Source organism: Staphylococcus sp. HMSC063A07 (assembly GCF_001836955.1).
Lineage (GTDB): Bacteria > Bacillota > Bacilli > Staphylococcales > Staphylococcaceae > Staphylococcus > Staphylococcus lugdunensis.
Window position 1 is genome coordinate 269,678 of the sequence record NZ_KV830929.1, and the last position, 26,130, is coordinate 295,807.

The window sequence follows — 26,130 nt, forward strand, 5'->3', positions numbered from 1 at the left end:
TTCATAACTTAAAACATAATGATGTCCCAGACTGTTTTTAATTATGTTGATATAAAATTACATATAAATGCGCCGTATTTTGGTGAGACTCTTGAATGAACAGGACAAGGTGAAGTTGTCCCCTAAGAAAGCGAGCCAACAATACGAGTAAATAAAGAAGCCAGTAAATGAATTTATAAAAGTTATTTACTGGATATTTTTATATGAATTCTGTCCTGCTTCTTAATTTTTTAGGTAACCTGACCCAATTAATTATTTTCTATGTGCGATAAATTGTTGTAGTTTATAAAATACCGGTTTAATTGGTTTAATAAAATCTCCAATGTATTCATATACTTGAGCGTTAAAGCCTTCTTTAAATTTTTGTACGCCAGCATCTTCAGCATCTTCACTAAAGTCTCCAGTAACACCGTAGAAATTGTAACGGTCGAGATTGTGTTCTTTCGCAAATTTAATCATTTCCCATTGTAAACGATATGCACCCATGTAAGCATTGTATTTTGGATTTGAACCACTGGATAAATAATACATTTCATGGTCGTTATAGATATATAATGCAGCCGCTAAATTTAAGATATGACCTTCTTTATCCATTTGAGTTTCAGTTTCTTTAATTTTGCGTTGATTACTTGCAACTTGTTGCGTTACTTGTGTATGTTTATTTTTATTTTTCTTAGAGTTTGGACTCTCTTGTAAAGCAGTTTCTATGTCTGAAAGCTGTTGCTTCAATTTATCACGATCTGCCTTTAACGTAGCCAAGTAATCATTTAAATCGATATAAGCCAATTTTAGCATTGCATGATCTTGGTATATTTTTTGCATTTCTATAAAGTAAGGTTCATCTCTAAATGAAAAACCATGCTTTTCTTCAGCCATTTGGAATAACTCGAAAAACGTATGCGTGTCTTCAATCGGCAATGTTTTAACTTTGACACCCATTTCATAGGTTTTTTTAATATTGCGACGCGTTTGATAATCCATTTCTTTCATCAATTGATCTTCGTTCTTGTCTTTTAAATCCAGTACAGAAAGCCAACGAATTTGACTCATCATATCGTAGCCAACTGACCAGCCTTGATGTTTATAACCTAAATCTTCTAATGTTTTTATTACTGCACGATTGTCGTAAGATTTTAAAATCTCACCATCTGCGTTATGTAAGTTCTCTAAAATATATGGATCAACAAGGACATAAAGACAATTGCGTTGTTTTAAAAAGTTTGTGAGAGATTTAAAGAAATAATGAACTAATTCAATATTGCTGTAATCCATGACTGGACCGCGATGGGTGTAAAAGTATTTAAAGAAGCGTAAGGCAGGTGCTTCCGTTAATAGACAAGCAGCAATTACTTCATTCTGGTCATCTTTTACGCCAACCAAATGAACATCATGTTTCATTTCTGAGCGAGTGAGGTAATGCATACTTGATTGGGTATAATGTGAAAAATGTGTTTTAGTAAATTGATCGAATTCTTCTGCAGTGATAGTCATGAACTTCATATTAAATCTACTCCTCTATTTTACTGAATAGGTATAGTGTAACAAAATTACATTATAAATACACATATTATTCCATCATACTTTAGTTGTATAAGTTCGAAAATGGAATAAAAGTAATATTATATTATTTAACATTTATTAACTTGTTATTTCAACTGGCACGTTTGCCCGTATCGTTGTATGATTAGACATGTATTAAAGGATGATAGGGAATCCTAGATTAAATAAATTAAAAGCTTAGGAGTGAATAACTTGAAAAAGTTAGCAATGGCCTTAACATTAATCGTTCTACTGCTGACAGCTTGCAGCAGTGGTAAATATACCGAAAAGATAGATAAGGCGGTTAAAATGCAAGATGATAAGCAAGAACGTTTAGCAAAACATGATCAAGGCGACGTCGTTAAGCATTTTGATAAAAAGGATGCTAACATTTATGTCTTTGAACATGGCAAATATGTCATTTTAGGATATAAACCGCTTAGTGATAATGATGAGATTCACTATTATGCGTATCAATTTAGTGGTAAAACGATAAGTTTTAAAGAAAATTTCGATGCAAAGGGATATATTCAAAAGCACGATCCAGATTATAAAGAAGAAAATATGAACTAACCTAAACGTTAAGGAGCACATATGAAAAAACGATTACCCATCATACTATTATTGACTTTTTTAGTTATTTTAAGTGCATGTGCACAACAAAAGAAAGACGCTCCAAGTGCACCACAAGCTACTAAACATAATAAACCCCTTATCGTTGAGTATGGCGATTACAAGTGCCCATATTGTAAAAAAGTAGAAACACAAGTCATGCCAACAATTAAAAAGAAATATATTGATACAGGTAAAGCAGACTATCAATTCATCAACATGGCTTTTTTAGGCAAAGATTCCATTATTGGTGCGCGTGCAGGCCATGCAGTTAATGCTATTGCCCCACAAGCATATTTAGATTTTCAACAAAAAATATACGCTGCACAAGAGAAAAATGATGACAAAGAATGGATTACACCAAAATTAATCGACAAACAAATAGATCAACTTAATATTAGTCAACAACAAAAGCACAAAATCAAAGCAGATTATAAACAAGAAAATAGTCAGTCATGGAAAGCGGCTGATAAAGATAAACAATTATATAAGAAGCATCATATATCCAAAGCACCAACTGTATTTATTAATGGTAAAAAAGTAAAAGACCCATATGATATAAAAAGCTGGGAACAACAACTTGATAAATAAGCACTTCGTAAAAAACATATTGATCAACTAACATATAAAGGAGGATAGGTCATATGCACATTGAACGCCAATTAAATCAAATCATTGCGCATATAACATTTCATGCTCCTATCATTGAAGTGTTCAAGGCTTATACAATACAATCACTATTTGAACAATGGTTTCATCCACCAGGTGCTAAAATTAAGGTCTATCATTTTGAAGCAGTGACTGGTGGAAAAGCATTTTATGCTATTACAACACCAGAAGCGACTAGTTATACATTAACCGAATACCATATGGTTCAAGCACCGTATCAGATTGTTTACTTTGATTTCTTTGCTACAAAAGACGGTGATAAAGATACACGATTACCAGGGATGAAAGTGGTATTAGAATTCAAACAATTGAATAAGCAACAAACAGAAGTGACGTCTACGACTATTTTTCCAACTGCGACAGCTGCTGAACAAGCGTTATCCATGGGTGTTGAAACTGGTATGCGAAAGACTTTAACTCAGCTTGAACGACTACTAAAAAAAGAATTGTCATGAAAATGACACGCTTTAATTAATGCGATTACGTTAAAATAATCTTGAAAAGAGGTTGATAACAATGAAATCAAGATATTTAAAAGTTTTAGTCTTATATGCATATAGTACATTGGTACCGACATTAATATTTAATTCTAAGTGGATTAAAAGTCCTTCATTAAAATATCTCTTAAGACTAGCGCTTGGCTATGGCTACTTTGCTTTAGGATTAAAAATTTTATCAAAACTCAAACGTCAATAGGTATGTTGAACAACTTAACCTATTATTATAAGAATATATTGGGAAATGCTATTAATGAATGAACTATTTCAATTCGTTAATAGCATTTTTCCTTATACTGTAAGTTTTGATAAATATTGCTTATATGAGCCTCATAATCAATACGATGTACCTTATAAATTAATCATTAATTTTTCTACCTGACCATTTCTTAATGGTTAGCATTAAAAAGCCACAAATAATGATTAAACTCATAACGTATAGGATTAACGTTAAAACATAAGGTACACTATTTTGGAAATACATAGGAATATAGCGTGTAGCATATGTGATTGGCATGTAATACCATGACTGGTCGCCTAAAACTTCCACACCAAAATAGATGTTAAATATTACACTAAATATACCTCCAACAATTGCAAGCACGCTTTTGATAAAGAGACCGATCATAAATATGATGACTGTTATTAAAATATTAAATAGCAGACTAGTCAATAAGTAAAATAAGCTAATATTTAAGTTTTCACTCATGATGATTAAATTTAAAGTAGAAATGATTAACGATAGGACGTAGTTTATATAAATATACATGAGTGTGGCTAGAGCCCATGATAAACGGCTAGTCTTACTTAAAATATGGTTGAAATGTCCTATGCTCTCTTCAAATTTAATTGTCTGAAACACTGTGATGGACAATATTAATGGCGTAATTGCATTAAAGCAACCAGTATATATTTGAATAGCTGTTTTATGCCATGAGGGACCTAAATAGAAATCAATACATAAAATATAAAAAAGTGTAAACATGAGTGGTATATAGGTTAAAATGTCTGATATAAATTTTAATTTTATGATTTTAAATTCATTTATCATTTTATCCTCCAAGATTTATTATTATTTAAGAAGAAAAATGCAACGAAATAAATGGTACTTACGATTAAAACGATTAATAAAGCATGTAAATCATTAAAAAATGGGCTCGACTTAGATAATAAAGTACCATTTGGATGTAATGATAAAGTGATTAATGGAATTCTACCGATATAAGACCAAGGGAGAATCCAAAATATTTTTGTCATAGTTATAGTAATTATGCTTAATATTGATAAAAAAAGATTTAGAAATATCGCAAGAAAAATACCTGTATTTCTCACTAAAATAAAGTTTATAGGTATCAACGATAAACTAGAAATTAAAATAAGTGTTATCGTCACGAATATTAGTAATGGGTTTATTGGAGCACCAGAAGTTAATGCGTTACCAATCATTGAAACGATAAATATCAAAATAGCATGAATGATAAAGCCTATGATGGTTACAATGATTTTGTTTTTAATCATGCTGTTAATAGACCAATTGTTGCTTTTGTAATAAGAAAAATGATTGTTTTTTATTTCCATGTTGAGGAGAGAGTTAGCAACGATACATGTAAGTATAGGTATCACGAAAAACGGCCATAAATTAAACGTCAAAGATAAATATGGAGAAAGTTTATTCTTATCAGGTTGACCTTGAGCAAATAACGCCGTAAATATTGCAAAAGCTAAAAATATTAATGGCGATGAAATGAGCATATACATAGCTGAGGAACTTTTTAATTTAAGTAATTCAGTCTTTAAATTTTTCATCATAATTTACTCCTTTGTAATATCGAAAAATATTTTTTCTAGATTTTCATTAGTATTATTTTCTTTTTGATACTTTAATTTACCGTTGTGAATAATACCGATATGATCAGCTAATATTTGTATTTCGGAAAGTATATGACTTGATACGATGATGCTTGTACCTTGCTGAGTTAAATCTTTCAATAATGTTCTTAAATCTTGTATACCATAAGGGTCAAGGCCATTTGATGGCTCATCGAGTATTAATAACTTTGGTTTTTTTATTAGCGCCATTGCAATGCCTAAACGTTGTTTCATTCCCAGTGAAAAATCTTTAACTTTTTTCTGTTTATCTACTTTCAGTTTGACCTTTTTTAATACTTGTGGAATATTGTCAAAAGGTATATTTTCATTTAAAGCTACGATTTTTAGATTATCATAAGCATTTAGATGGTTATAAGTGGGCGGGGACTCTATTAACGAGCCAATACTTGATAAATCATTTCTGACCATCTGTGCGCCATCTAAAAATATTTCGCCATGTGAGCTGGATAATATACCACAAATGATTTTAAGTAATGTTGATTTTCCAGCGCCATTAATACCTAATAAGCCATAGACTTCGTTTGGAGCAACTTTTAAATTAATATCATTTAAGACTACATTGTTTTTGAACTTTTTGGATAAATTTTTGGTTTCTATTTTGTAAGTGTTCATTAAGATACCTCCTCTGTGATTAATTTCATCGTAGCACGAGAAAAAAATATTACTACTTACACTTTTGTAAGTAACAAAATAAGTAATCATTTAAACATTGTTGTGTTATAGTGAATTTAATTAAAGGAGGAAAAATGTATATATTATTATTGGTTGTTTTCATTCTTTTAGGTATAGCATATTTACTGTTTAAAGCAAATAGTCGACTTAATATTTACTGTACGTCTATTATCATTGTTTTAATGTATATTTTAGTATCTTATTATTTGAATAGATTATTTGATTTTAACTTAATGGTTTTAAGTAGTTATTTATTATTGTCAATGCTCGTGATTATCGCCTTTATTCTCTATTTATTTTGGGATAGTAAAAAATTATTGAAAAATGAAGGCAGTCGTCTTACAAACTTTTTGAGTTTATCGTTAGCGATGTGGATTGTAATTTTGATTGCTTTATTTCCAGTATCGTTTATCGTTAACAATGATGTGTCAAAATATATATTTGTAACATATTTATTCACTACGTTAATATTTACGTATTTTTTTGGCTTAATATTGAGCTGCTGGCTTTTAGCTATATTTTATTCAACATTAAATAGCAATAAGTCTATTGATATTTTTTTAGTGCTAGGATCCGGTTTAATAAATAATAAAGTTACACCACTTTTAGCTAGTAGAATTAATGCAGGCTTAGAAATTTATCAAAAGCAAAATAATAAGCAGCATTTGTTTTTAGTGAGTGGTGGCCAGGGTGATGATGAGCTGCGACCTGAGTCAGTTGCTATGAAGGAATATCTAGTAGATAAAGGTATCGTTGAGGATGAGATTATTTGTGAACAACAATCGAAAACGACATATGAAAATTTATATTTTTCTAAGAAAATGATAGAAAATTTACCATTAAATAAACCTAATATTTTAATATGCACAAATGATTTTCATATTCTAAGAGCGATGTTTTTAGCGAAAAAATTGCATTTCAAAAATTTTTACAGCGTTGGCAGTAAAACGAAAAGCTATTTTTTCACCAATGCTTTTATTAGAGAAGTGATTGCCATTATTAAAATGGATTGGTGGTTTCATCTTGTAATTATGTTGGCTAGTATCGCATGGTATATTCTTACAATGGTAAATATTTAAAAGATTTAATATAGTAATATAAGTATCTTCCATTAGGGAGGGCGTTGAGCTCAATCTTTAATGGAAGTTTTTTATATGTTTTAGTTTCAAATATAGAATGTCGATTTATTTAGAATTTGTGTGATACATAAGCTGCTTTTCATAGAAAATACATGTATTATTTCAAAAGCGATAAATTTATAGTATGTTACATTTTAATTTTTAAAATTTTCATATATTATGTGTATTTTTTTAAAGCTTTATAGTTTTATTATGTCTTTATGGATATAATAGGTCTATATTAAATGATGACATACATAGGAGGAAGTTTAGATGTTAAAAAATGCAAAGACACTTGATGACACACATGCGACACGTGCACAAATTGAAAGTGCAGCTGGTCAAGTGCAAATGAAGGAAGTCATGCTTGATAAGACGCCAGGGAGATATATGGTAAAAGCAATCATGGCTGGCTTTTTATTGGCGATTGTAACAGTATTTATGTTTGCTGTTAAGACACAGTTTGCCGGAACTAATGACGGGCTGGTTAATTTGCTTGGTGCAATCGCATTTAGCTTAGCCTTAGTATTGATCGTATTAACTAATTCAGAACTATTGACGAGTAATTTTATGTACTTGACTGTGGGCTGGTATTATAAAGTGATTTCTATGTCTAAAATAATGAAAGTGATTACTTTTTGTTTTATTGGTAATATTATTGGTGGGATTTTTTTATTTTTCTTGATGAAATTTGCGCATATTATGACACCTGAAATGATTCAAAGTTTAACGGCATTGGTACATAAGAAAACGATTGATTCGACATGGTACAATATTTTAGTTAAAGCTATTTTTTGTAACTTCTTTATCAATATTGGTATTTTTGTCTCTATGAAGTTTAAAGAAGGTTTAGCCAAAGCATTCTTCATTGCGTGTGGCGTGATTGTCTTTGTCTTTATGGGTTATGAACACGTTGTCTTTAATACAGGATTATATGCAGGTATGGCTTTCTTTAATTTGGATGCTTTGTCATGGTTAGGTGTATTGAAAAATGTTGTTTTTGCATTTATTGGTAACTATATAGGTGGCGGTATCTTTATTGGTTTCGTATATGCTTACCTGAATGGTACACGAGATAGTTTAGTTAAATAATTAAAATGATGTAGATGCTATAATGAAATATATAGATTATATTTTAGAAATTCTAAATACATCTTTGGAGTGTAACAGACTTTTATGTAGGACGTTACGCTCCTTTTTTAGAAAAATATTGACTTATGATACATTAAATCTTATTATTTTAATCAACATTATTAATCATGTATCGGGGGGATACGATGGTAGCGAATATTTTAGTCGCGCATGGCATGCGTCAAGGAGATCAAAATGAGGCATTAACAGGCTTTGTGGCTCAATTGTTAGAGCATGAAAGCTATCCATATGATTTGGCGTTTATTGAAAGTGAAGAAAAAAGTATTTCACGCATCATGACGCATTATTTGAATCAAGGAGAAACAGAATTTAAAATTGTGCCACTACTCATCTTTTCTGCCATGCATTATTTAGTGGATATTCCAGAAATATTAGCACAAATAAAGGAGCAACATCCAAATATTAACTATCTCTTAAGTCAGCCTTTAGGAACGCATGCATTAATGCAGGAAATTATTCAACAACGCATTGAACAAGTTCATATCGACAAAGATGACAAAGGTAAAGTAGCAGTTGTTTTAATCGCACATGGTAGTCGCTCTTATACACAAGCACATGATGAATTAGAAACCTTTAATCATCAGCTAGCTACAGATTATTCTGTATTCTCCAGAACATTGTATGGCGATATAAGCTTTAAAAATGATTTGGATAAGTTAGCTAAGCGCTTTTCCAAGTTAATTATCGTGCCGATGTTTTTATATGATGGACGCTTAGTGAATAAAGTAAAAAAACTAATCGCGCAAATGGACATACAATCAGAATTGCTTATTACACCATCTCTGAATTTCGATCCGCTTTTGAAAGATATTATTAGCGCACGTCTTGAGGAATTATCATTTTAAAGAAAATAATTAAAGATGATATCAGTAACAATCAGTAAAGTTTCGCACTTTATTGGTTGTTTTTTTATGTTAGGGAATTCCCTAATTTTGTGATTTTATTCACAAAAATGGCTTGTATTGGTCTACAATAAAATTGAAAAGTGATAGCTGGAATATCATTAATCAAGTTAATGAACCTTTAAGGGCATAGGTATTTCCAGCAATCTTTAAAAGATTAAAAGGGGCGACATTATGGCTAAGCAAAAATTAGTGTTGATAGGTAATGGTATGGCAGGTATACGCACGATAGAAGAAATACTAGAGCGTTCCGATTCAACCTTTGACATTACAGTGATTGGTAAAGAACCTTATCCTAACTATAATCGCATCATGCTATCCAATATTTTACAAAATAAAATGACGATTGACGACACAATTATGAATCCATTTGATTGGTACAAAGCGCATGATATTAACTTAATTATCGATGACCCAGTTGAGCACGTTAATCGCGAAGGACAATATGTTGTAACATCAAAAGGGCTAACGGTTTCTTATGATATTTGTATCTTTGCCACAGGCTCATCAGCTTTTGTATTACCTATTCCAGGGGCTGATTTGCCAAGTGTAATCGGTTGGAGAACGATTAAAGATACTGAACAAATGATGACAATTGCACAAACGAAAAAACGTGCCGTCGTTATTGGAGGCGGTCTTCTTGGATTAGAATGTGCGCGTGGATTATTAGATCAAGGCATGGAAGTTACTGTCTTACATCTAGCAGATTGGTTGATGGAAATGCAATTAGATGCAAAGGCGGGCGCATTACTCAAAGCGGATTTGGAACAACAAGGTATGAAGATTGAGTTACAAGCGAACTCACAAGAAATTATTGGTCAAGATGATGTTGAAGCTATTAAATTAGCAGATGGTCGTGTGATAGAAACAGACCTTATTGTGATGGCAGTGGGTATCAGACCTTATGTGCAAGTTGCCCGTGATGCTGGACTAGAGGTCAACAGAGGTATTGTCGTTAATGATTATTTACAAACGAGTGATGCACATATTTATGCTGTTGGAGAGTGTGCTGAGCATCAAGGACACGTATATGGACTTGTTGCTCCTTTATATGAACAAGGCAAAGTGTTAGCCGATTATTTAACTGGTAGAAAAACAGAGGGCTATCATGGCTCAACAACATTCACATCCTTAAAAGTATCTGGGTGCGATTTATACAGTGCTGGACAAATTGTTGAAGATGAAGACGTACACGGTATAGAAGCATTTAATAGCGTAGATAACGTTTATAAAAAAGTATTTTTAAAAGATCAAGCGGTTGTGGGAGCTGTACTATACGGTGATACGGACGATGGCTCTAGGTTTTATAGCATGATGAAAAAGCATGAATCACTTGAAGATTATACGTTAATGGCACTATTACAGAAAAAAGGTGCCGATGCTGGTTTATCAATTGCTGATATGAGCGATGACGAAACGATATGTGGTTGTAATGGTGTAGATAAAGGCACCATTGTAAATGCAATTAAATCTAAAGGTTTAACGTCTGTGGCAGAAGTGACTAAAATGACTAAAGCGGGTAATTCATGCGGAAAATGCAAAGGGCAAATCAGCCAAATTCTAGAGTATACGCTTGGTGATGGCTTTTACGCTGCTAAGCCAACAGGAATCTGTGCCTGTACAGAACTGACTAGAGATCAAATCGTCACACAAATTAGAGCTAAAGGCTTAAAGACATCTAAAGAAGTGAGACATGTCTTGAACTTTAAAGATAAAAATGGTTGTCCTAAATGTCGACCAGCTATTAATTATTATTTAAATATGGTCTATCCTCATGAACATGCAGATGAACGTGAGTCACGTTTTGCTAATGAACGCTATCATGCCAATATTCAAAATGATGGTACGTTTTCAGTCATACCTCAAATGCGTGGAGGCGTCACAGATGCAGATCAATTGATACGTCTTGGACAAGTAGCCAAAAAATATGATGTACCGCTAGTTAAAGTTACTGGTTCACAACGTATCGGATTATATGGATTGAAAAAAGAACAATTACCACAAGTATGGCAAGATTTAGGCATGCGTTCTGCATCTGCCTATGGAAAGAAAACTCGTTCTGTTAAAAGCTGTGTTGGTAAAGAGTTTTGTCGATTTGGGACACAATATACGACGCGTTTAGGAATTCGTTTAGAAAAAACATTTGAATATATCGACACACCACATAAATTTAAAATGGGTGTGTCAGGTTGTCCAAGAAGTTGTGTAGAATCAGGGGTTAAAGACTTTGGTGTTATTTCTGTTGAAAATGGCTTCCAGATTTATATTGGTGGTAACGGTGGTACAGAAGTAACCAAAGGTCAATTCTTAACGACTGTAGCTACAGAAGATGAAGTGATTAAACTTTGCGGTGCATTGATGCAATATTACCGTGAAACAGGTGTGTATGCAGAGCGTACAGCTCCTTGGTTAGAGCGTTTAGGTTTCGATAATGTTAAAGCAGTGTTGTTGGATCCTGAAAGACAAGATGCATTATATACACGTATCATGGATGCGAAACAAGCAGTTTCAGAAGAACCTTGGCAAGCAATTGTTCACAATAAACATGCACAAAAAATCTTTGAAGTTGAGAAGGTGTAAACGATGAGAACAGGAGAAAAAGTAAAAGTATTAACAATCGATGATTTAACACCTTTAATAGGGAAAAAGGTCATTGTTGATGGTAATGAAATAGGTATATTTCTAACTGAAAGTGGTCATATTCATGCTATTCATAATGTTTGTCCGCACAAACAAGGTCCTTTGTCAGAAGGAACGGTCAGTGGTGAATATGTATACTGTCCCCTGCATGATCAAAAAATTGATTTAGCATCTGGTGAAGTTCAAGAACCTGATGAAGGTTGTGTAACCGTATATCCAGTAGAAGTCATTGACGGAGATGTCTACGTATGTCTATAGCCAATGGTGGCAAGGTATATCTTGTAGGCGCTGGTCCAGGAAATCCTAATTTATTAACGAAACAAGCCGAACGTTTAATTAGAGAAGCGGATATTATATTGTATGACCGTTTAGTCAATCCACTTATTTTACAGTATGCGTCAGAGAAAGCAGTCTTCGTTAATGTCGGTAAAAAGCCATACCATAAACACATTCAACAAGTACAGATTAATCATAAAATGATTGCTGCGGCACATCAATATAAACATGTTGTTAGATTAAAAGGTGGTGATCCTGCGATATTTGGTCGTGTTTATGAAGAGCTTGAGGCATTAAAACAACAAGCGATAGAAGTAGAAATTGTCCCAGGCATTACGTCTGCGAGTGCTGCAGCAGCAACTATGAATGTCGGACTAACGATGCGTCAAGTTGCACCAAGTGTCACTTTTTCAACAGGGCATTTCAAAGATGATGTCAGCAATGAAACAGATATTAGAAATTTACACAATGGTGGTACACTTGCCATTTATATGGGAGTTAAGCGTTTAGGGCATATTATTCAACAAATTACTGCGGTATCAACTGAAGATTATCCAATTGCAGTGATTTTTAATGCTTCTTGGTATAACGAAACAACCGTAATAGGGCGTTTATCAACCATCGAAGCGCAATTAACTAAGATAAATTTAGAAGGACAACCTGGCATTTGTTTGGTTGGTCCTATCGTAGAACATATGTCACAAATACCTAAGGCTAACAGCAGAGATAGCATATTAAAGATACTCGTAGGTGAAAAAGAACAGGCGCTAATACAAGCTGAACATTTAGCAGATATAGGAACACCATGTCTGATACAACCAAGTAAGACAGCACATCAAAGTCAGCACGATTTATTTCAACATATCATCGCACAACATCAGTGTGATTATATCTATATGGAGTAAGTGTGAGTCTGGGACATCACTATGTTTTAGGCTATAAACTATATATTGGCAGTTAAACTCGCCGGGGCGGGACAGAAGTCATTATGAATTCTGTCTCGCTTCTTTTTATTTTTGAAAATTTAGGGTTTCAACTAAGGCAATTAGGCAATTCCCTAATATTAGAACTTTGTGAAAAAATATACAATGTAACTAAGACAATGATATGAATGTTGAATGTAGCACTCGTGTTAAACCTTTTACGGGAGGACATATAGATGGGGAAATTTGGATTGAACTTTTTTAAGCCAACTGAAAAATTTAACGGTAATTGGTCCATTTTAGAAAGTAAAAGCAGAGAATGGGAGAAAATGTATCGTGAACGTTGGAGCCATGACAAAGTCGTTCGTACTACGCATGGGGTCAATTGTACAGGATCATGTTCCTGGAAAGTTTTTGTGAAGAATGGCGTGATTACTTGGGAAAATCAACAAACTGACTATCCAAGTTGTGGTCCGGATATGCCTGAATTTGAACCAAGAGGTTGTCCTCGTGGTGCATCATTTTCTTGGTATGAGTATAGTCCGTTGCGTGTTAAATATCCTTATATTAGAGGTAAACTATTGGATTTATGGACTACAGCACTTGAAGAAAACAACGGTAATCGCATTGCAGCATGGGCCTCAATAGTTGAAGATGAAGAAAAAGCTAAGCAATATAAATCAGCAAGAGGTATGGGTGGACACGTCAGAGCTAGTTGGAAAGATGTCACAGATATCATTGCGGCGCAGCTTTTATATACGATAAAAAAAGACGGACCAGACCGAATTGCTGGATTTACACCTATTCCAGCTATGTCGATGATTAGTTATGCTGCTGGAGCTAGATTTATTAGTTTATTAGGTGGAGAAATGTTGAGTTTTTATGATTGGTATGCTGACCTACCACCTGCATCACCACAAATATGGGGTGAACAAACAGATGTACCAGAATCAAGTGATTGGTTCAATGCAGCTTACATTATTATGTGGGGATCAAACGTACCTCTTACACGTACACCGGACGCGCATTTTATGACCGAAGTACGTTATAAAGGAACTAAAGTTATTTCGGTCGCTCCGGATTATGCTGAAAACGTAAAGTTTGCCGACAACTGGCTGGCACCGCATCCAGGTACTGATGCTGCAATTGCTCAGGCGATGACACACGTGATTTTACAAGAATTTTACCAAAATGAGCCGAATGAAATGTTTATTAATTATGCCAAACAGTATACGGATATGCCGTTTGTTATTATGTTAGACCAAGATAAGCAAGGCTATAAAGCAGGGCGATTTTTACGTGCAAGTGACTTAGGTATTGACAGTGACAATAATGAATGGAAGCCAATGATTTATGATTTAGAGAGCCAACAGTTTGTGGTACCTAATGGCACGATGGGACAACGTTGGGAAGAAGGTAAACAATGGAATCTTAAATTGGAAACTGATGATGGTCAAACAATCAATCCAACACTGACGATGGCGAATACTGAATATGACATCAAAACCATTCAATTTCCATATTTTGATAGCGATGGTGATGGAATCTTTAAGCGACCAATTCCAACATACACGTTACAGTTAGCCAATGGTCAAAACGTTCAAGTGACGACAGTTTATGATTTGATGGCCAGTCAGTATGGTATACAGCGTTTCAATCATGCCATGGAGGCAACATCCTATGATGACCAGCAATCCAAGTATACACCAGCTTGGCAGGAATCAATTACTGGTGTTAAAGCATCGACTGTGACTCAAATTGCACGAGAGTTTGCGCAAAATGCGATAGAAACTGGTGGTCGCTCGATGATTATTATGGGTGCAGGTATTAATCATTGGTTTAATTCTGACACCATTTATCGCTCAATTCTAAATTTGGTCATGTTATGTGGCTGTCAAGGTGTAAATGGTGGAGGCTGGGCACATTATGTTGGACAAGAAAAATGTCGTCCTATTGAAGGATGGAATACGGTTGCCTTTGCCAAAGATTGGCAAGCACCACCACGCTTACAAAATGGTACAAGTTGGTTTTATTTTGCGACTGATCAATGGAAATATGAAGAATCCAATGTAGCTAGTTTAACTTCACCTCTTGCACAACATGTTAAGCACCAGCATCCTGCTGATTACAATGTGACTGCTGCTCGCTTAGGCTGGTTACCATCTTATCCACAGTTTAATAAAAACAGCTTACTCTTTGGAGAAGAGGCGAAAGAAGCTGGCGATGCGTCAAACGAAGCAATTATTAAACGTGCAGTTGATGCCGTGAAAAATAAAGAAACACAGTTTGCAATTGAAGATCCTGATTTGAAGAAGAATCATCCTAAAACATTATTTGTTTGGCGTTCAAATTTAATTTCAAGCTCTGCAAAAGGGCAAGAATATTTTATGAAGCATTTATTAGGTACTAAATCTGGCTTGATGGCTGAACCTAATGAGCATGATAAGCCTGAAGAAATTACTTGGCGAGACGATACAATAGGCAAACTTGATTTATTAGTATCATTAGATTTTAGAATGACAGCTACACCACTCTATTCAGATATTGTGTTGCCAGCTGCAACTTGGTATGAAAAGCATGATATCTCATCAACGGATATGCATCCTTTCGTACATCCATTCAATCCAGCAATAGATCCACTATGGGAATCGCGCTCAGATTGGGATATCTATAAGACATTAAGTAAAGCAGTTTCAGAAATGGCAAAAGATTATTTGCCAGGTACTTATAAGGATGTTGTGACTACACCATTAGGTCATGATTCTAAGCAAGAGATTTCAACACCATTCGGTCAAGTCAAAGATTGGTCTAAAGGAGAAATAGAAGCAGTTCCCGGACGCACAATGCCTAATTTTACTGTAGTTGAACGGGATTACACTCAAATATATAACAAATTTGTTACGTTAGGACCTTTGTTGGAAAACGGGAAAATAGGTGCGCATGGTGTGAGTTATCATGCGGGTGAACAATATGAGGAACTAAAAAGTATGATAGGAACTTGGAATGATGACGACATAACATCAATCAGAAATCAACGTCCACGTATCGATACAGCAAGGAAAGTGGCTGATGCGATTTTAAATGTTTCATCTGCGACGAATGGTAAGTTATCTCAAAAATCATATACCGATTTAGAACAACAAACCGGTATGCCATTGAAAGATATTTCTAGCGCACGTGAAGCCGAAAAGCTATCATTTTTAAATATTACTGCACAACCTAGAGAAGTGATTCCAACTGCCGTTTTTCCTGGATCAAATAAAAATGGCCGTCGCTATTCACCGTTTACAACAAATATCGAACGACTTGTTCCTTTCAGAACATTAACAGGAAGACAAAGCTACTATATTGATCATGAAATATTTCAGCAATTTGGTGAAAGTTTACCAGTATACAAACCGACATTACCGCCGATGGTCTTTGGCACACGAGATAAACAAGTAAAAGGCGGACAAGATGCCCTAGTATTACGATACTTAACACCACATGGTAAATGGAATATCCACTCGACTTATCAAGACAATCAGCACATGCTGACATTATTTATAGGTGGACCTGTTGTTTGGTTATCAAATGAAGATGCCGAGGCGCATGGCATTAGTGATAATGATTGGCTCGAAGTATATAACAGAAACGGTGTTGTGACTGCGCGTGCCGTCACATCTCATCGAATGCCTAGAGGAACAATGTTTATGTATCACGCACAGGATAAGCATATTGAAACACCTGGCTCAGAAATCACAGATACGCGAGGAGGTTCTCATAATGCACCAACTCGTATTCATTTAAAACCGACACAGCTGGTTGGTGGATATGCACAAATAAGCTATCACTTTAACTACTATGGACCGATTGGCAATCAAAGAGATATCTATGTGGCCGTGAGAAAAATGAAGGAGGTCAATTGGCTTGAAGATTAAAGCACAAATTGCAATGGTATTGAACTTAGACAAATGTATTGGTTGTCATACGTGCAGTGTGACATGTAAAAATACATGGACGAATAGACCGGGTGCGGAGTATGTGTGGTTTAATAATGTAGAAACAAAGCCAGGTGTTGGATATCCAAAACGTTGGGAAGACCAAGAGCAATATAAAGGCGGTTGGGTGCGCAACAATAAAGGCAAACTTCAACTTAAATCAGGGAGTCGCTGGTCAAAAATTGCTTTAGGAAAAATCTTCTATAATCCTGATATGCCAGTAATTAAAGATTACTATGAACCATGGTTTTACAATTATGAACATTTGACAACAGCTAAACAAGGGCAACATTCTCCTGTAGCAAAAGCACATTCAGTTATTTCAGGTGATAAGTTGGATTTACAATGGGGTCCTAACTGGGAAGATGATCTTGCAGGTGCACATGTTACTGGACCAGAAGATCCTAATATTCAACGAATTGAAGAAGATATCAAGTTTCAATTTGATGAAACATTTATGATGTATTTGCCACGTTTGTGTGAACATTGTTTAAATCCAAGTTGTGTGGCATCATGCCCATCTGGTGCAATGTACAAACGGGATGAAGATGGTATTGTACTTGTTGACCAAGAAGCCTGCCGTGGTTGGCGTTATTGCATGACTGGCTGTCCGTATAAAAAAGTTTATTTTAACTGGAAGACAAATAAAGCAGAAAAATGTACATTCTGCTTTCCAAGAATTGAAGCCGGGCTTCCTACAGTTTGTTCTGAAACATGTACGGGTCGTATGCGTTATTTAGGTGTGCTTTTATATGATGCAGATCGTGTGCATGAAGCGGCATCTGCTGAAAATGAACAAGCGTTGTACGAAAAGCAACTTGATATTTTTCTAAATCCATTTGATGAAGATGTGATTGCACAGGCTGAAAAGGACGGCATTAACCATGAGTGGATCGAAGCAGCTCAACATTCTCCGGTATATAAGTTGGCTATAGAGTATAAGTTGGCCTTTCCGCTACATCCCGAATATAGAACGATGCCTATGGTATGGTATTGTCCGCCGCTTAGTCCAATCATGAGTTATTTTGAAGGTAAAGGTGCTAAGCAAGATCCAGATATGATCTTCCCAGCAATTGATGAAATGCGTTTACCTGTTGAGTATTTAGCAAACTTGTTTACAGCTGGAGATACGAAACCAGTGAAAGAAGCTTTGCAACGCATGGCAATGATGCGAAGTTATATGCGTGCTCAAGTAACGAATCAACCATTTGCGATGCATAAATTAGAAAGATTAGGCTTATCTGAGCAGCAGTTAAAAGATATGTATCGCTTGTTAGGTATAGCTAAATATGAAGAGCGATTTGTAGTGCCTACATCACACAAAGAAACTTACTTAGATACGTATCGTGCACAAGGTAGCCAAGGGTATGGTGGAGAATATTTTGGAGAAAATTGTGAAGGTTGTGGCGTAGCAGTAGGTTCTGGAAAGACAGGACAAGAAGTTTATAATGATCATTTCTATGGAGGTATTTTCCGTGATTAATCTTGCAAATTTTAGACAATATCAAGATAGTTTTGGCTATATTGCACAGCAACTGAATTTTCCAGAAAAAATCACTTTCAATCAAAATATCTTTCAAGAGACCATAGCGCCTTCACATCCCGCATATGCCGACCTTGTTGCTTATCGCACAATGATGGAACAGTACACTTTATCAGAAATTAAGGCAATATACACGGATACCTTTGATTTTAGTAAGAAGGCACCATTATATATGACATATAATAAATTTGATACACAAAAAGAACGCGGGCAGATGTTGGCTAAATTAAAGGTCTTATATGAGATGTTTGGCTTGAAAATGGTTGATAATGAACTGTCTGATTATTTACCGCTAATGTTGCAGTTTTTACATGTGGCACAATGGCATGATGATCCACGTGCGGAAGATAATATTCAGTTAGTCATTATGATTATTGAAGATGGCACGTATACGATGGCAAACTTGTTGGCTGAGGATCACAATCCGTATGCCTATGTGGTCCGTGCTTTGCGTCAGACATTAAAAGAATGTCTTGAAGCACCAAAAGGGGTGACAACACATGCTTAATCAATTTTTATGGGTGATTTATCCCTATCTTTGTGTTGCTATTTTTGTAATTGGTCATATCGCGCGGTATAAATATGATCAATTTTCATGGACAGCTAAATCAAGCGAATTAATTGAGAAGAAACAATTGAAATGGGGAAGTTTATTATTTCATTTAGGTATCATTCCTGTGTTTTTGGGGCATGTTGTTGGTTTAGCCATTCCAGCACACTGGATAGAGTTTTTAGGTGTTAGCAATCATTTGTATCACTTTGGCGCTGTGTATATTGGTAGTATCTTTGGTATAATGACGTTGATTGGCATGTTGTTGTTAACAAGTAGACGCTTAACACTTAAGAATGTTAGACGCTTAAGTTCAGCATCAGATATATTTGTTAATCTCTTATTACTCATTATTATCTTTATGGGATGTTATTCGACGTTAGTTACAAATGCGGTTACGCCAGATTTTGATTATCGCCAAACGATATCAATTTGGTTTAGACATCTATTTACATTCTCACCGGATGCCATGTTGATGAATCATGTCCCACTATCATTTAAGTGTCATATCTTATTAGGATTTACAATTCTGGCATGTTGGCCATTTACAAGGTTAGTCCATGTATGGAGCGTACCATTATCATATGTGAATCGTCGGTATATCATTTATCGTAAACATAAATAACATTAAAGAAAGGGTTAATATATTGTCTCCTCGATCTTATATTGAAACGAACAGTTTGCAAGCAGATTTAGAAACTTTAAGACAATGTGAAGGCTATGATTTTGCTGCGATAGCGACACCAGAACGCTTTCGCTCAGGCGCACCAATTAAATGGCAATTTGTTTCTGGCAATACCAACGATAGATATAAGCTAATTGTTTTAAAAAAAGGGCGTGGCCTCGCTGGTATGGTAATGAAAACAGGTAAAAGAATGATCATTGAGCAGGTTGATCAAGAGATTGGCTTTGAAGAGCGCTTAAAGTACCCCATTTTACTAAGTGAAAATTTAACGAGTTTGATTGCGATTCCACTATGGTTTGAAAATGAGTTATGGGGCGTATTATTGCTTGGTCAACGTCAAAATAAGCCATTGCCAGACAATTTTGATAAGGTTAATATTCAAGGTAAACTAAGCGTATTTTCAGAAGGATGATAGGTGATAGGAGTGCTCAATATTAATGAAGAACAATTAGAGCAGTTATTACAACAATATTATAAAACAACGCAGGAAAAGATTGTCTTTGTAGACAAATACGGTAAAGTTATCGCAATGAATGATGCAGCAAAGGAAATTATTTCAGAAGACAACAATTACAGTACCATGACCAATGCAATTTGTCGTCAGTGTGAGGGCTATTCCAACGAATTTGCATTAAAAAGCTGTATGAATTGTTTTATGGATACGACTCAACCAACAGATGCAAACTTCCAAGTGTTTATGAAAACTGTAGATCAACAGGTACAACCTTTTACTGCGACATATCAATGTATCGATGACGTAAAAGGTATTTATGCGTTTACTTTGCAAAATATCTCTCCACAAATTGAGCGTCAAGAAAAAATGTATCAACGTCAAATGATTCGAAAAGTAATTGCCGCTCAAGAGAACGAACGTAAACGTATTTCTCGAGAATTACATGACAGTGTTGTACAAGAATTATTAAATATTAATATTGAATTGAGATTATTAAAATATCAACAAGATAAAGTATTAATTACCGATAAAGCCCAACAAGTTGAAAGCTTGATGGCCAATTTAATCGACGATATTAGAAATATTTCTGTCGAATTACGGCCATCATCCTTAGATGATTTAGGCTTAGAAGCAGCTTTTAAATCTTATTTTAAACACTTTGAACAAACCTATGGATTAGCCATTAGTTATCAGGCGAATATTCAGGGTAAGCGCTATGATAGCGACATTGAAACCGTTGTGTATCGAGTTGTGCAAGAAAGTATTTTAAATGCCTTGAAATACGCTAGCGTGAATCACATTGATGTGAGTATCCAAGATACAGGTAATCACATCATTGCAGAAGTGATTGATCAAGGTGTGGGTTTTAATCCTCAGTCACAGCCTAAAGGAACAGGTCTAGGTTTATATGGCATGAATGAACGTGCAGAGTTAGTCAATGGTAATGTAAATATTGATACTCAAATTGGCAAAGGAACAATTATTACATTAGAAATACCAATTTAATGTAGGTTAGGGGAATTCAATTGAAAATAGTTATAGCAGACGACCATGCAGTAGTGCGCACAGGGTTTTCAATGATTCTGAATTTTCAAGACGATATGGAAGTTGTAGATACTGCTGCTGATGGCGTAGAGGCATATCAAAAGGTTATGGAGCATAAGCCTGACGTGTTAATTATGGATTTAAGTATGCCTCCTGGCGAATCAGGCTTAATTGCTACAAGTAAAATTGCAGACAGTTTTCCAGAAACAAAAATCTTAATATTAACGATGTATGATGACGAAGAATATTTATTCCATGTTCTAAGAAATGGTGCTAAAGGTTATATACTAAAAAATGCACCAGATGAACAGCTAATCTTAGCAGTAAGGACTGTTTATCAAGGTGAGATGTATGTGGATATGAAGCTGACAACATCTCTCGTTAATGAGTTTGTCAATCAGCCACAATATGATACTGGCACTACAAATGATCCTTTTAAAATATTATCGAAACGAGAATTGGAAATCTTACCATTAATTGCTAAAGGTTATGGCAATAAAGAAATTGCAGAAAAGCTCTTTGTTTCCGTTAAAACGGTAGAAGCACATAAGACGCATATTATGTCAAAATTAGGCTTAAAATCTAAGCCAGAACTTGTAGAATATGCACTCAAGAAAAAGTTATTAGATTTTTGATCTTATTTAAATTGATGGTGTATAACAAGAAAATAAAAAGTGAAATAACATACACAGGTTGGACATCAATCTCAAAATAATAGCACAAAGATGATTTGAAATTAAAAATTGTCTTTGTGCATTTTTTATATCAGAACTAAAATGACATAAATAGCGACCGATAACAAATAGGGAAATTGCCTATAAACATCAGGGATTATCCTTATGTTCAATTTTTCACAAGGATTATAAACTTTAATTATAGTTGGTATGTGTTATAGAAATATGTCTCAAGTAGGGTGTGTGATGTCATATAGTTGATTGCTATCCTCATGCATGTACTAACACTAATTACATAAATAATGAAGGTGAAAAAATGTTTAGGACAAAAGGTGCCTTTCAACTTGGTTTACAAACATTGAGTCTAGTTGTTGGATTTATGGCGTGGAGTATTATATCTCCATTAATGCCATTCATGTCGCAAGATATTAAAGTAAGTGATGTGCAAATATCAATTATTGTAGCAATTCCAGTAATTTTAGGCTCAATATTGCGTGTTCCATTTGGTTATTTAACCAATGTGGTTGGCGCAAAATGGGTGTTTTTCAGTAGTTTTATTGTGCTATTATTTCCAATTTACTTCTTGAGTCTTGCACAAACACCTGGCATGCTTATGACATCTGGTTTCTTTCTAGGTGTTGGTGGTGCCATCTTTTCTGTGGGTGTAACGTCAATACCGAAGTATTTTTCTAAAGATAAAGTTGGTTTAGCAAATGGTATTTATGGTGTAGGTAATATTGGTACAGCAGTATCTTTCTTTTTAGCACCACCTATTGCAGGGATTATTGGCTGGCAAACAACTGTACGCTTTTATCTTATATTTATAGCTGTCTTTGCATTGATTATGTTTTTATGTGGAGATGGAAAAGAGCCGAAGGTTAAAATTCCTTTAATCGCACAAATGAAGGATTTATTTGGTAATTATAGAACATATTATTTAAGTTTATGGTACTTTATCACATTTGGTGCTTTTGTGGCATTTGGTTTGTTTTTACCGAATTATTTAGTGCATCATTTCACTATAGATAAAGTAGATGCGGGTATTCGGTCGGGTGTATTTATTGCTTTAGCTACATTTTTACGTCCAATTGGAGGTATGATAGGTGATAAATTTAATGCCGTAAAAGGATTAATGATGGACTTTATATTTTTAATTATTGGTGCAATTATTTTGGGGGTATCAGATCATATCGCACTCTTTACCATTGGTTGTTTAATGATAAGTGTATGTGCAGGAATTGGAAATGGTCTTGTATTCAAACTTGTACCATCATACTTTTCTAAAGAATCAGGTACAGCGAATGGCATCGTTTCTATGATGGGAGGCCTCGGGGGCTTTTTCCCACCTTTGATTATTTCGTTGGCAAAGTCTCTAACTGGCACAAGTCATTTAGCATTTATTTTACTTGCATTATTTGGGGTCGTGGCTTTTGCTACAATGTTTCACTTATATAAAAAGGAATATGTATAAAATCAAGTTAGTATAAGCCTATGACTAGTTGCTTGCTCAACGTTTTAGAAGCCCTTATTCTTTGCGATGTTAAACGTGCGCAATGAACAAGGGCTTTTTATAAGTATAATCATTAGTATATAACAATAAAATGTTGCATCAAGTGATTGAAATGAGCAGCCAAGAAGTATCATCTAATAATGAGTTAATGAATAGTCACTTTAATCGCTTGTAATCATCATTGTTAAAAATTATCGACAACAAATTGATGCATAATTTTGATGAGCTTTTGTGCTTCCTCTTTGCTAACGCCTGCATCACAAAATACATTTTTTGAAATAGAAGCTAATTCAGGTTTTAATGCTACACCTTGCTCAGTTAGTGAAATTTGCAAGTTGCGTTCATCATTTGTTTCACGTATGCGTGTGACAATACCTTTTTTTTCGAGTTTTTTTAATAAAGGCGTAAGTGTACCTGAATCAAGATAAATTCGATTACCTAATGTCTTAATATTCAGTTTTTCTTTGTCTTCTATAGCCATGATAACGATGTAAGCTGTATAAGTAAGGTCATGTTCTTTTAAATACGTGGTGTATTTTTTGATGATTTCCTTTGATGATACATATAGTAAAAAGCATAGCTGATTGTCTAAATAGCTTTCTTTATGCTGCATTTAATCACTCCTTATCCCATAACAATAGTAGGAATAGTTAGGGATGTCAAGGTTTTATGCAATTAGTTTATAATTATAAAATCTATAGTTGATATACAATATATTCGTAAACAATTTCACATATTTTAAGAAAAATTTGTTACAAGTGAAGTGATATACTTTAAAAATCGTGCTGTTTCATTCATAATAGTTTGAATAGTACCTTAATTTAACGGACATGTTAAAGATTTTAGTAAAGGGAGATTTACAATGACCAAAAAGCAGGTTATAACCAGAATTATCATCATATTAGTGATTTCTTTAGTAGTCGCAATTGCTTTCTTTTTTGGAATGAAAATGTATCAAAGTCATAAAAATATTCAGCTTGTGGATAGTTACATAGAAGATAAGCATCTTAAAGGATTAATTAAAAAAGAGGAAACAAAATATAGTGCCAAAAAAGGTGTATACTATAAAGAAATCGTGTTTAAAGATGAGCCAAAATTAACTTATGTTGTTCAGCCAATTAGCACACGAAAAGGTATTTTCTTAGAAGGTTTCGATACTGAAACAAAGAAAAATATTAAGGGTGCGAAACATAATACATTTGACCAAAACTATAAACCATAAGTTAAAAAAACTATCAGATGCGCTACAATATACGCGTATCTGATATGTTAATACGGTTAAATAACAGAATATTTAAACATTATCGCTGTAATATTTTAAAAATTTATATCCAATTTTATTTATAAATGATATAATGAAGCGATGTCAGATGAGGGGGTTGCAGTATGGCTCTATTCAAGAGAAAAATAAGTTTACCAATGCAAGTATTAATTGCATTAGTATTAGGGGTTATCGTCGGACTTTTACTTTATGGACAAGACCAAGTTGCGAATTACATTAAACCATTTGGAGATGTATTTCTTAATCTCATAAAAATGATTGTAATTCCAGTGGTGTTCTGTTCGCTTGCTTTATCCATTTCTGGTGTAGGTGAGTCTAAAACAGTTGGACGATATGGTTGGAAGACAATTCTTTATTTTGAAATTATAACAACAATCGCAATTGCATTAGGTATTATCCTTGCAAACTTGTTTAAACCAGGTCAAGGATTAGATCGTTCTAAATTACCTTCTGGCGATATCTCAAAATATCAAACAACAGCACAAGCAGCTGAACATTCTACATATGGTAATCATTTCATTGATACAATTGTAAATATTGTACCTACTAACTTTTTCGAAGCTTTAACAAAAGGTGAATTATTACCGATTATCTTCTTTGCTGTATTCTTTGGTTTAGCATTGGCAGCAATCGGAGAAAAGGGTGAACCTGTTAAGGCATTCTTAAGTGGGACACTAGATGCTGTATTCTGGATGATTAATAAAATCTTAAAATTAGCACCATTAGGTGTATTTGCCTTTATTTGTACAACAATTATTACATTTGGTGCATCAGCACTTTTACCTTTATTGAAATTAGTATTATTAGTAGTATTTGCAATGGTATTCTTTATACTTGTTGTTTTAGGTATTGTAGCTAAAATGTGCGGAGTTAGTATTTTATCTATTATTAAAATACTGAAAAGTGAACTTTTATTAGCCTTTTCAACATCTAGTTCTGAGGCAGTATTGCCTAGTATGATGAAGAAAATGGAAGAATTTGGTTCACCAAAAGATATTGTATCTTTTGTTATACCTATTGGATATACCTTTAACTTAGATGGTTCAGCATTGTATCAATCGATTGCCGCATTATTTGTGGCGCAAATGTATGGCCATCATCTTACATTGTCCCAACAAATTATGTTGATGGTGACATTAATGGTAACATCTAAAGGTATGGCGGCTGTTCCTGGTACGTCCATCGTTGTACTATTAACAACGTTAGGTGCGATGAACATACCGGCAGCAGGACTAGCACTAATCATTGGTGTTGACCGTATTCTTGATATGGTACGTACATGTGTCAATGTTTGTGGTAATGCATTATCAACAGTAGTTATTGCAAAATGGGAAAATGTTTACGACAAAGAAAAAGGACAAAAATACTTAGAATCAATTTAAAAAATAAATCTGACATTTTTATACCGAGCCATTGAGCTCGGTTTTTTTATGGTAACAAGTAAAAATAATCAAAATTTAACAAAGGGGTCTGGGATATAAATGTCAGAAAGGGTCTGGGACATAAATCTCAGAAAAA

General features: G+C 34.3%; 24 protein-coding genes. 19 read left to right on the top strand and 5 right to left on the bottom strand.

What is annotated here, in order from left to right:
* Positions 1 to 252: 252 nt before the first annotated feature.
* Positions 253 to 1,500, bottom strand: a complete 1,248-nt coding sequence (locus tag HMPREF2597_RS09605; RefSeq protein WP_002478696.1) for an aminoacyltransferase — start codon at positions 1,498 to 1,500, stop codon at positions 253 to 255.
* Between the two features lie 252 nt (positions 1,501 to 1,752).
* Between HMPREF2597_RS09605 and HMPREF2597_RS09610 the strand changes: the two genes are divergently transcribed.
* The 3 genes from HMPREF2597_RS09610 to HMPREF2597_RS09620 are packed head-to-tail and all read left to right on the top strand — an operon-like array spanning position 1,753 to position 3,275.
* Positions 1,753 to 2,112, top strand: a complete 360-nt coding sequence (locus HMPREF2597_RS09610) for a DUF4467 domain-containing protein (protein ID WP_002478697.1) — start codon at positions 1,753 to 1,755, stop codon at positions 2,110 to 2,112.
* Between the two features lie 21 nt (positions 2,113 to 2,133).
* Positions 2,134 to 2,742 (top strand): thioredoxin domain-containing protein, encoded by a 609-nt coding sequence (locus HMPREF2597_RS09615; RefSeq protein ID WP_002460296.1) that lies wholly within the window; start codon positions 2,134 to 2,136, stop codon positions 2,740 to 2,742.
* A gap of 53 nt (positions 2,743 to 2,795) precedes the next feature.
* The gene (locus tag HMPREF2597_RS09620; RefSeq protein WP_002478698.1) at positions 2,796 to 3,275 is read left to right on the top strand and encodes an SRPBCC family protein; all 480 of its coding nucleotides are present in this window, start codon (positions 2,796 to 2,798) and stop codon (positions 3,273 to 3,275) included.
* Positions 3,276 to 3,675: 400 nt separating this feature from the next.
* Here the strand turns inward: HMPREF2597_RS09620 and HMPREF2597_RS09630 are convergent, their stop codons facing one another.
* Genes HMPREF2597_RS09630 through HMPREF2597_RS09640 form a run of 3 tightly spaced genes read right to left on the bottom strand, consistent with a single transcriptional unit; the run spans position 3,676 to position 5,819 of the window.
* A complete protein-coding gene (locus HMPREF2597_RS09630) occupies positions 3,676 to 4,368 on the bottom strand; it encodes a BsaG family lantibiotic immunity ABC transporter permease subunit (protein ID WP_002478701.1) in 693 nt (230 codons plus the stop codon).
* On the bottom strand, positions 4,365 to 5,123 hold the full coding sequence (locus tag HMPREF2597_RS09635) for a lantibiotic immunity ABC transporter MutE/EpiE family permease subunit (RefSeq protein ID WP_225306522.1): 759 nt from the start codon (positions 5,121 to 5,123) through the stop codon (positions 4,365 to 4,367). The genes HMPREF2597_RS09630 and HMPREF2597_RS09635 overlap by 4 nt, the downstream gene beginning before the upstream one ends.
* A 6-nt stretch (positions 5,124 to 5,129) precedes the next feature.
* Entirely contained in the window at positions 5,130 to 5,819 is a 690-nt protein-coding gene (locus HMPREF2597_RS09640) for a lantibiotic protection ABC transporter ATP-binding subunit (RefSeq protein WP_002478703.1), read from the bottom strand.
* Positions 5,820 to 5,953: 134 nt separating this feature from the next.
* On the opposite strand from HMPREF2597_RS09640, the gene HMPREF2597_RS09645 reads away from it, so the two are divergent.
* From HMPREF2597_RS09645 to HMPREF2597_RS09710, 14 genes are all read left to right on the top strand, one after another.
* Complete coding sequence (locus HMPREF2597_RS09645; RefSeq protein WP_002478704.1) at positions 5,954 to 6,958, top strand: YdcF family protein; 1,005 nt, start codon at positions 5,954 to 5,956, stop codon at positions 6,956 to 6,958.
* Positions 6,959 to 7,270: 312 nt separating this feature from the next.
* On the top strand, positions 7,271 to 8,089 hold the full coding sequence (locus HMPREF2597_RS09650) for a formate/nitrite transporter family protein (RefSeq protein WP_002460287.1): 819 nt from the start codon (positions 7,271 to 7,273) through the stop codon (positions 8,087 to 8,089).
* A gap of 185 nt (positions 8,090 to 8,274) precedes the next feature.
* Positions 8,275 to 8,994: a sirohydrochlorin chelatase gene (locus tag HMPREF2597_RS09655; RefSeq protein ID WP_002478705.1), complete on the top strand. Its 720-nt coding sequence runs from the start codon at positions 8,275 to 8,277 to the stop codon at positions 8,992 to 8,994.
* Positions 8,995 to 9,225: 231 nt separating this feature from the next.
* Positions 9,226 to 11,631 carry a nitrite reductase large subunit NirB gene (nirB, locus tag HMPREF2597_RS09660; protein ID WP_002478706.1) on the top strand — a complete coding sequence of 802 codons (2,406 nt, stop codon included), beginning with the start codon at positions 9,226 to 9,228 and terminating at the stop codon, positions 11,629 to 11,631.
* A gap of 3 nt (positions 11,632 to 11,634) precedes the next feature.
* Positions 11,635 to 11,949 (top strand): nitrite reductase small subunit NirD, encoded by a 315-nt coding sequence (gene nirD / locus HMPREF2597_RS09665; protein WP_002460283.1) that lies wholly within the window; start codon positions 11,635 to 11,637, stop codon positions 11,947 to 11,949.
* Positions 11,940 to 12,872, top strand: a complete 933-nt coding sequence (gene cobA / locus HMPREF2597_RS09670) for a uroporphyrinogen-III C-methyltransferase (protein WP_002478707.1) — start codon at positions 11,940 to 11,942, stop codon at positions 12,870 to 12,872. The genes nirD and cobA overlap by 10 nt, the downstream gene beginning before the upstream one ends.
* A gap of 254 nt (positions 12,873 to 13,126) precedes the next feature.
* The gene (locus HMPREF2597_RS09675) at positions 13,127 to 16,810 is read left to right on the top strand and encodes a nitrate reductase subunit alpha (RefSeq protein ID WP_070817286.1); all 3,684 of its coding nucleotides are present in this window, start codon (positions 13,127 to 13,129) and stop codon (positions 16,808 to 16,810) included.
* Complete coding sequence (narH, locus tag HMPREF2597_RS09680) at positions 16,800 to 18,353, top strand: nitrate reductase subunit beta (RefSeq protein WP_002492798.1); 1,554 nt, start codon at positions 16,800 to 16,802, stop codon at positions 18,351 to 18,353. Before HMPREF2597_RS09675 ends, narH begins: the two co-directional genes overlap by 11 nt.
* Entirely contained in the window at positions 18,346 to 18,921 is a 576-nt protein-coding gene (gene narJ / locus HMPREF2597_RS09685; protein WP_002478708.1) for a nitrate reductase molybdenum cofactor assembly chaperone, read from the top strand. Before narH ends, narJ begins: the two co-directional genes overlap by 8 nt.
* The gene (narI, locus tag HMPREF2597_RS09690; protein ID WP_002478709.1) at positions 18,914 to 19,588 is read left to right on the top strand and encodes a respiratory nitrate reductase subunit gamma; all 675 of its coding nucleotides are present in this window, start codon (positions 18,914 to 18,916) and stop codon (positions 19,586 to 19,588) included. The genes narJ and narI overlap by 8 nt, the downstream gene beginning before the upstream one ends.
* Before the next feature lie 22 nt (positions 19,589 to 19,610).
* A complete protein-coding gene (gene nreA, locus HMPREF2597_RS09695; protein ID WP_002478710.1) occupies positions 19,611 to 20,060 on the top strand; it encodes a nitrate respiration regulation accessory nitrate sensor NreA in 450 nt (149 codons plus the stop codon).
* A gap of 12 nt (positions 20,061 to 20,072) precedes the next feature.
* A complete protein-coding gene (gene nreB / locus HMPREF2597_RS09700) occupies positions 20,073 to 21,107 on the top strand; it encodes a nitrate respiration regulation sensor histidine kinase NreB (protein ID WP_037553719.1) in 1,035 nt (344 codons plus the stop codon).
* A gap of 20 nt (positions 21,108 to 21,127) precedes the next feature.
* A complete protein-coding gene (gene nreC, locus HMPREF2597_RS09705; protein WP_002460273.1) occupies positions 21,128 to 21,781 on the top strand; it encodes a nitrate respiration regulation response regulator NreC in 654 nt (217 codons plus the stop codon).
* Between the two features lie 355 nt (positions 21,782 to 22,136).
* A complete protein-coding gene (locus HMPREF2597_RS09710) occupies positions 22,137 to 23,291 on the top strand; it encodes a nitrate/nitrite transporter (protein ID WP_070817287.1) in 1,155 nt (384 codons plus the stop codon).
* Between the two features lie 223 nt (positions 23,292 to 23,514).
* Here HMPREF2597_RS09710 and HMPREF2597_RS09715 read toward each other — a convergent pair whose 3' ends face one another.
* Positions 23,515 to 23,943, bottom strand: a complete 429-nt coding sequence (locus HMPREF2597_RS09715) for a MarR family winged helix-turn-helix transcriptional regulator (RefSeq protein ID WP_002478712.1) — start codon at positions 23,941 to 23,943, stop codon at positions 23,515 to 23,517.
* Positions 23,944 to 24,192: 249 nt separating this feature from the next.
* Here HMPREF2597_RS09715 and HMPREF2597_RS09720 point away from each other — a divergent pair, with 249 nt between their 5' ends.
* A complete protein-coding gene (locus HMPREF2597_RS09720; RefSeq protein ID WP_002460268.1) occupies positions 24,193 to 24,552 on the top strand; it encodes a DUF3139 domain-containing protein in 360 nt (119 codons plus the stop codon).
* 164 nt (positions 24,553 to 24,716) lie between these two features.
* Positions 24,717 to 25,994: a cation:dicarboxylate symporter family transporter gene (locus tag HMPREF2597_RS09725; protein ID WP_002460267.1), complete on the top strand. Its 1,278-nt coding sequence runs from the start codon at positions 24,717 to 24,719 to the stop codon at positions 25,992 to 25,994.
* Positions 25,995 to 26,130: the final 136 nt, after the last annotated feature.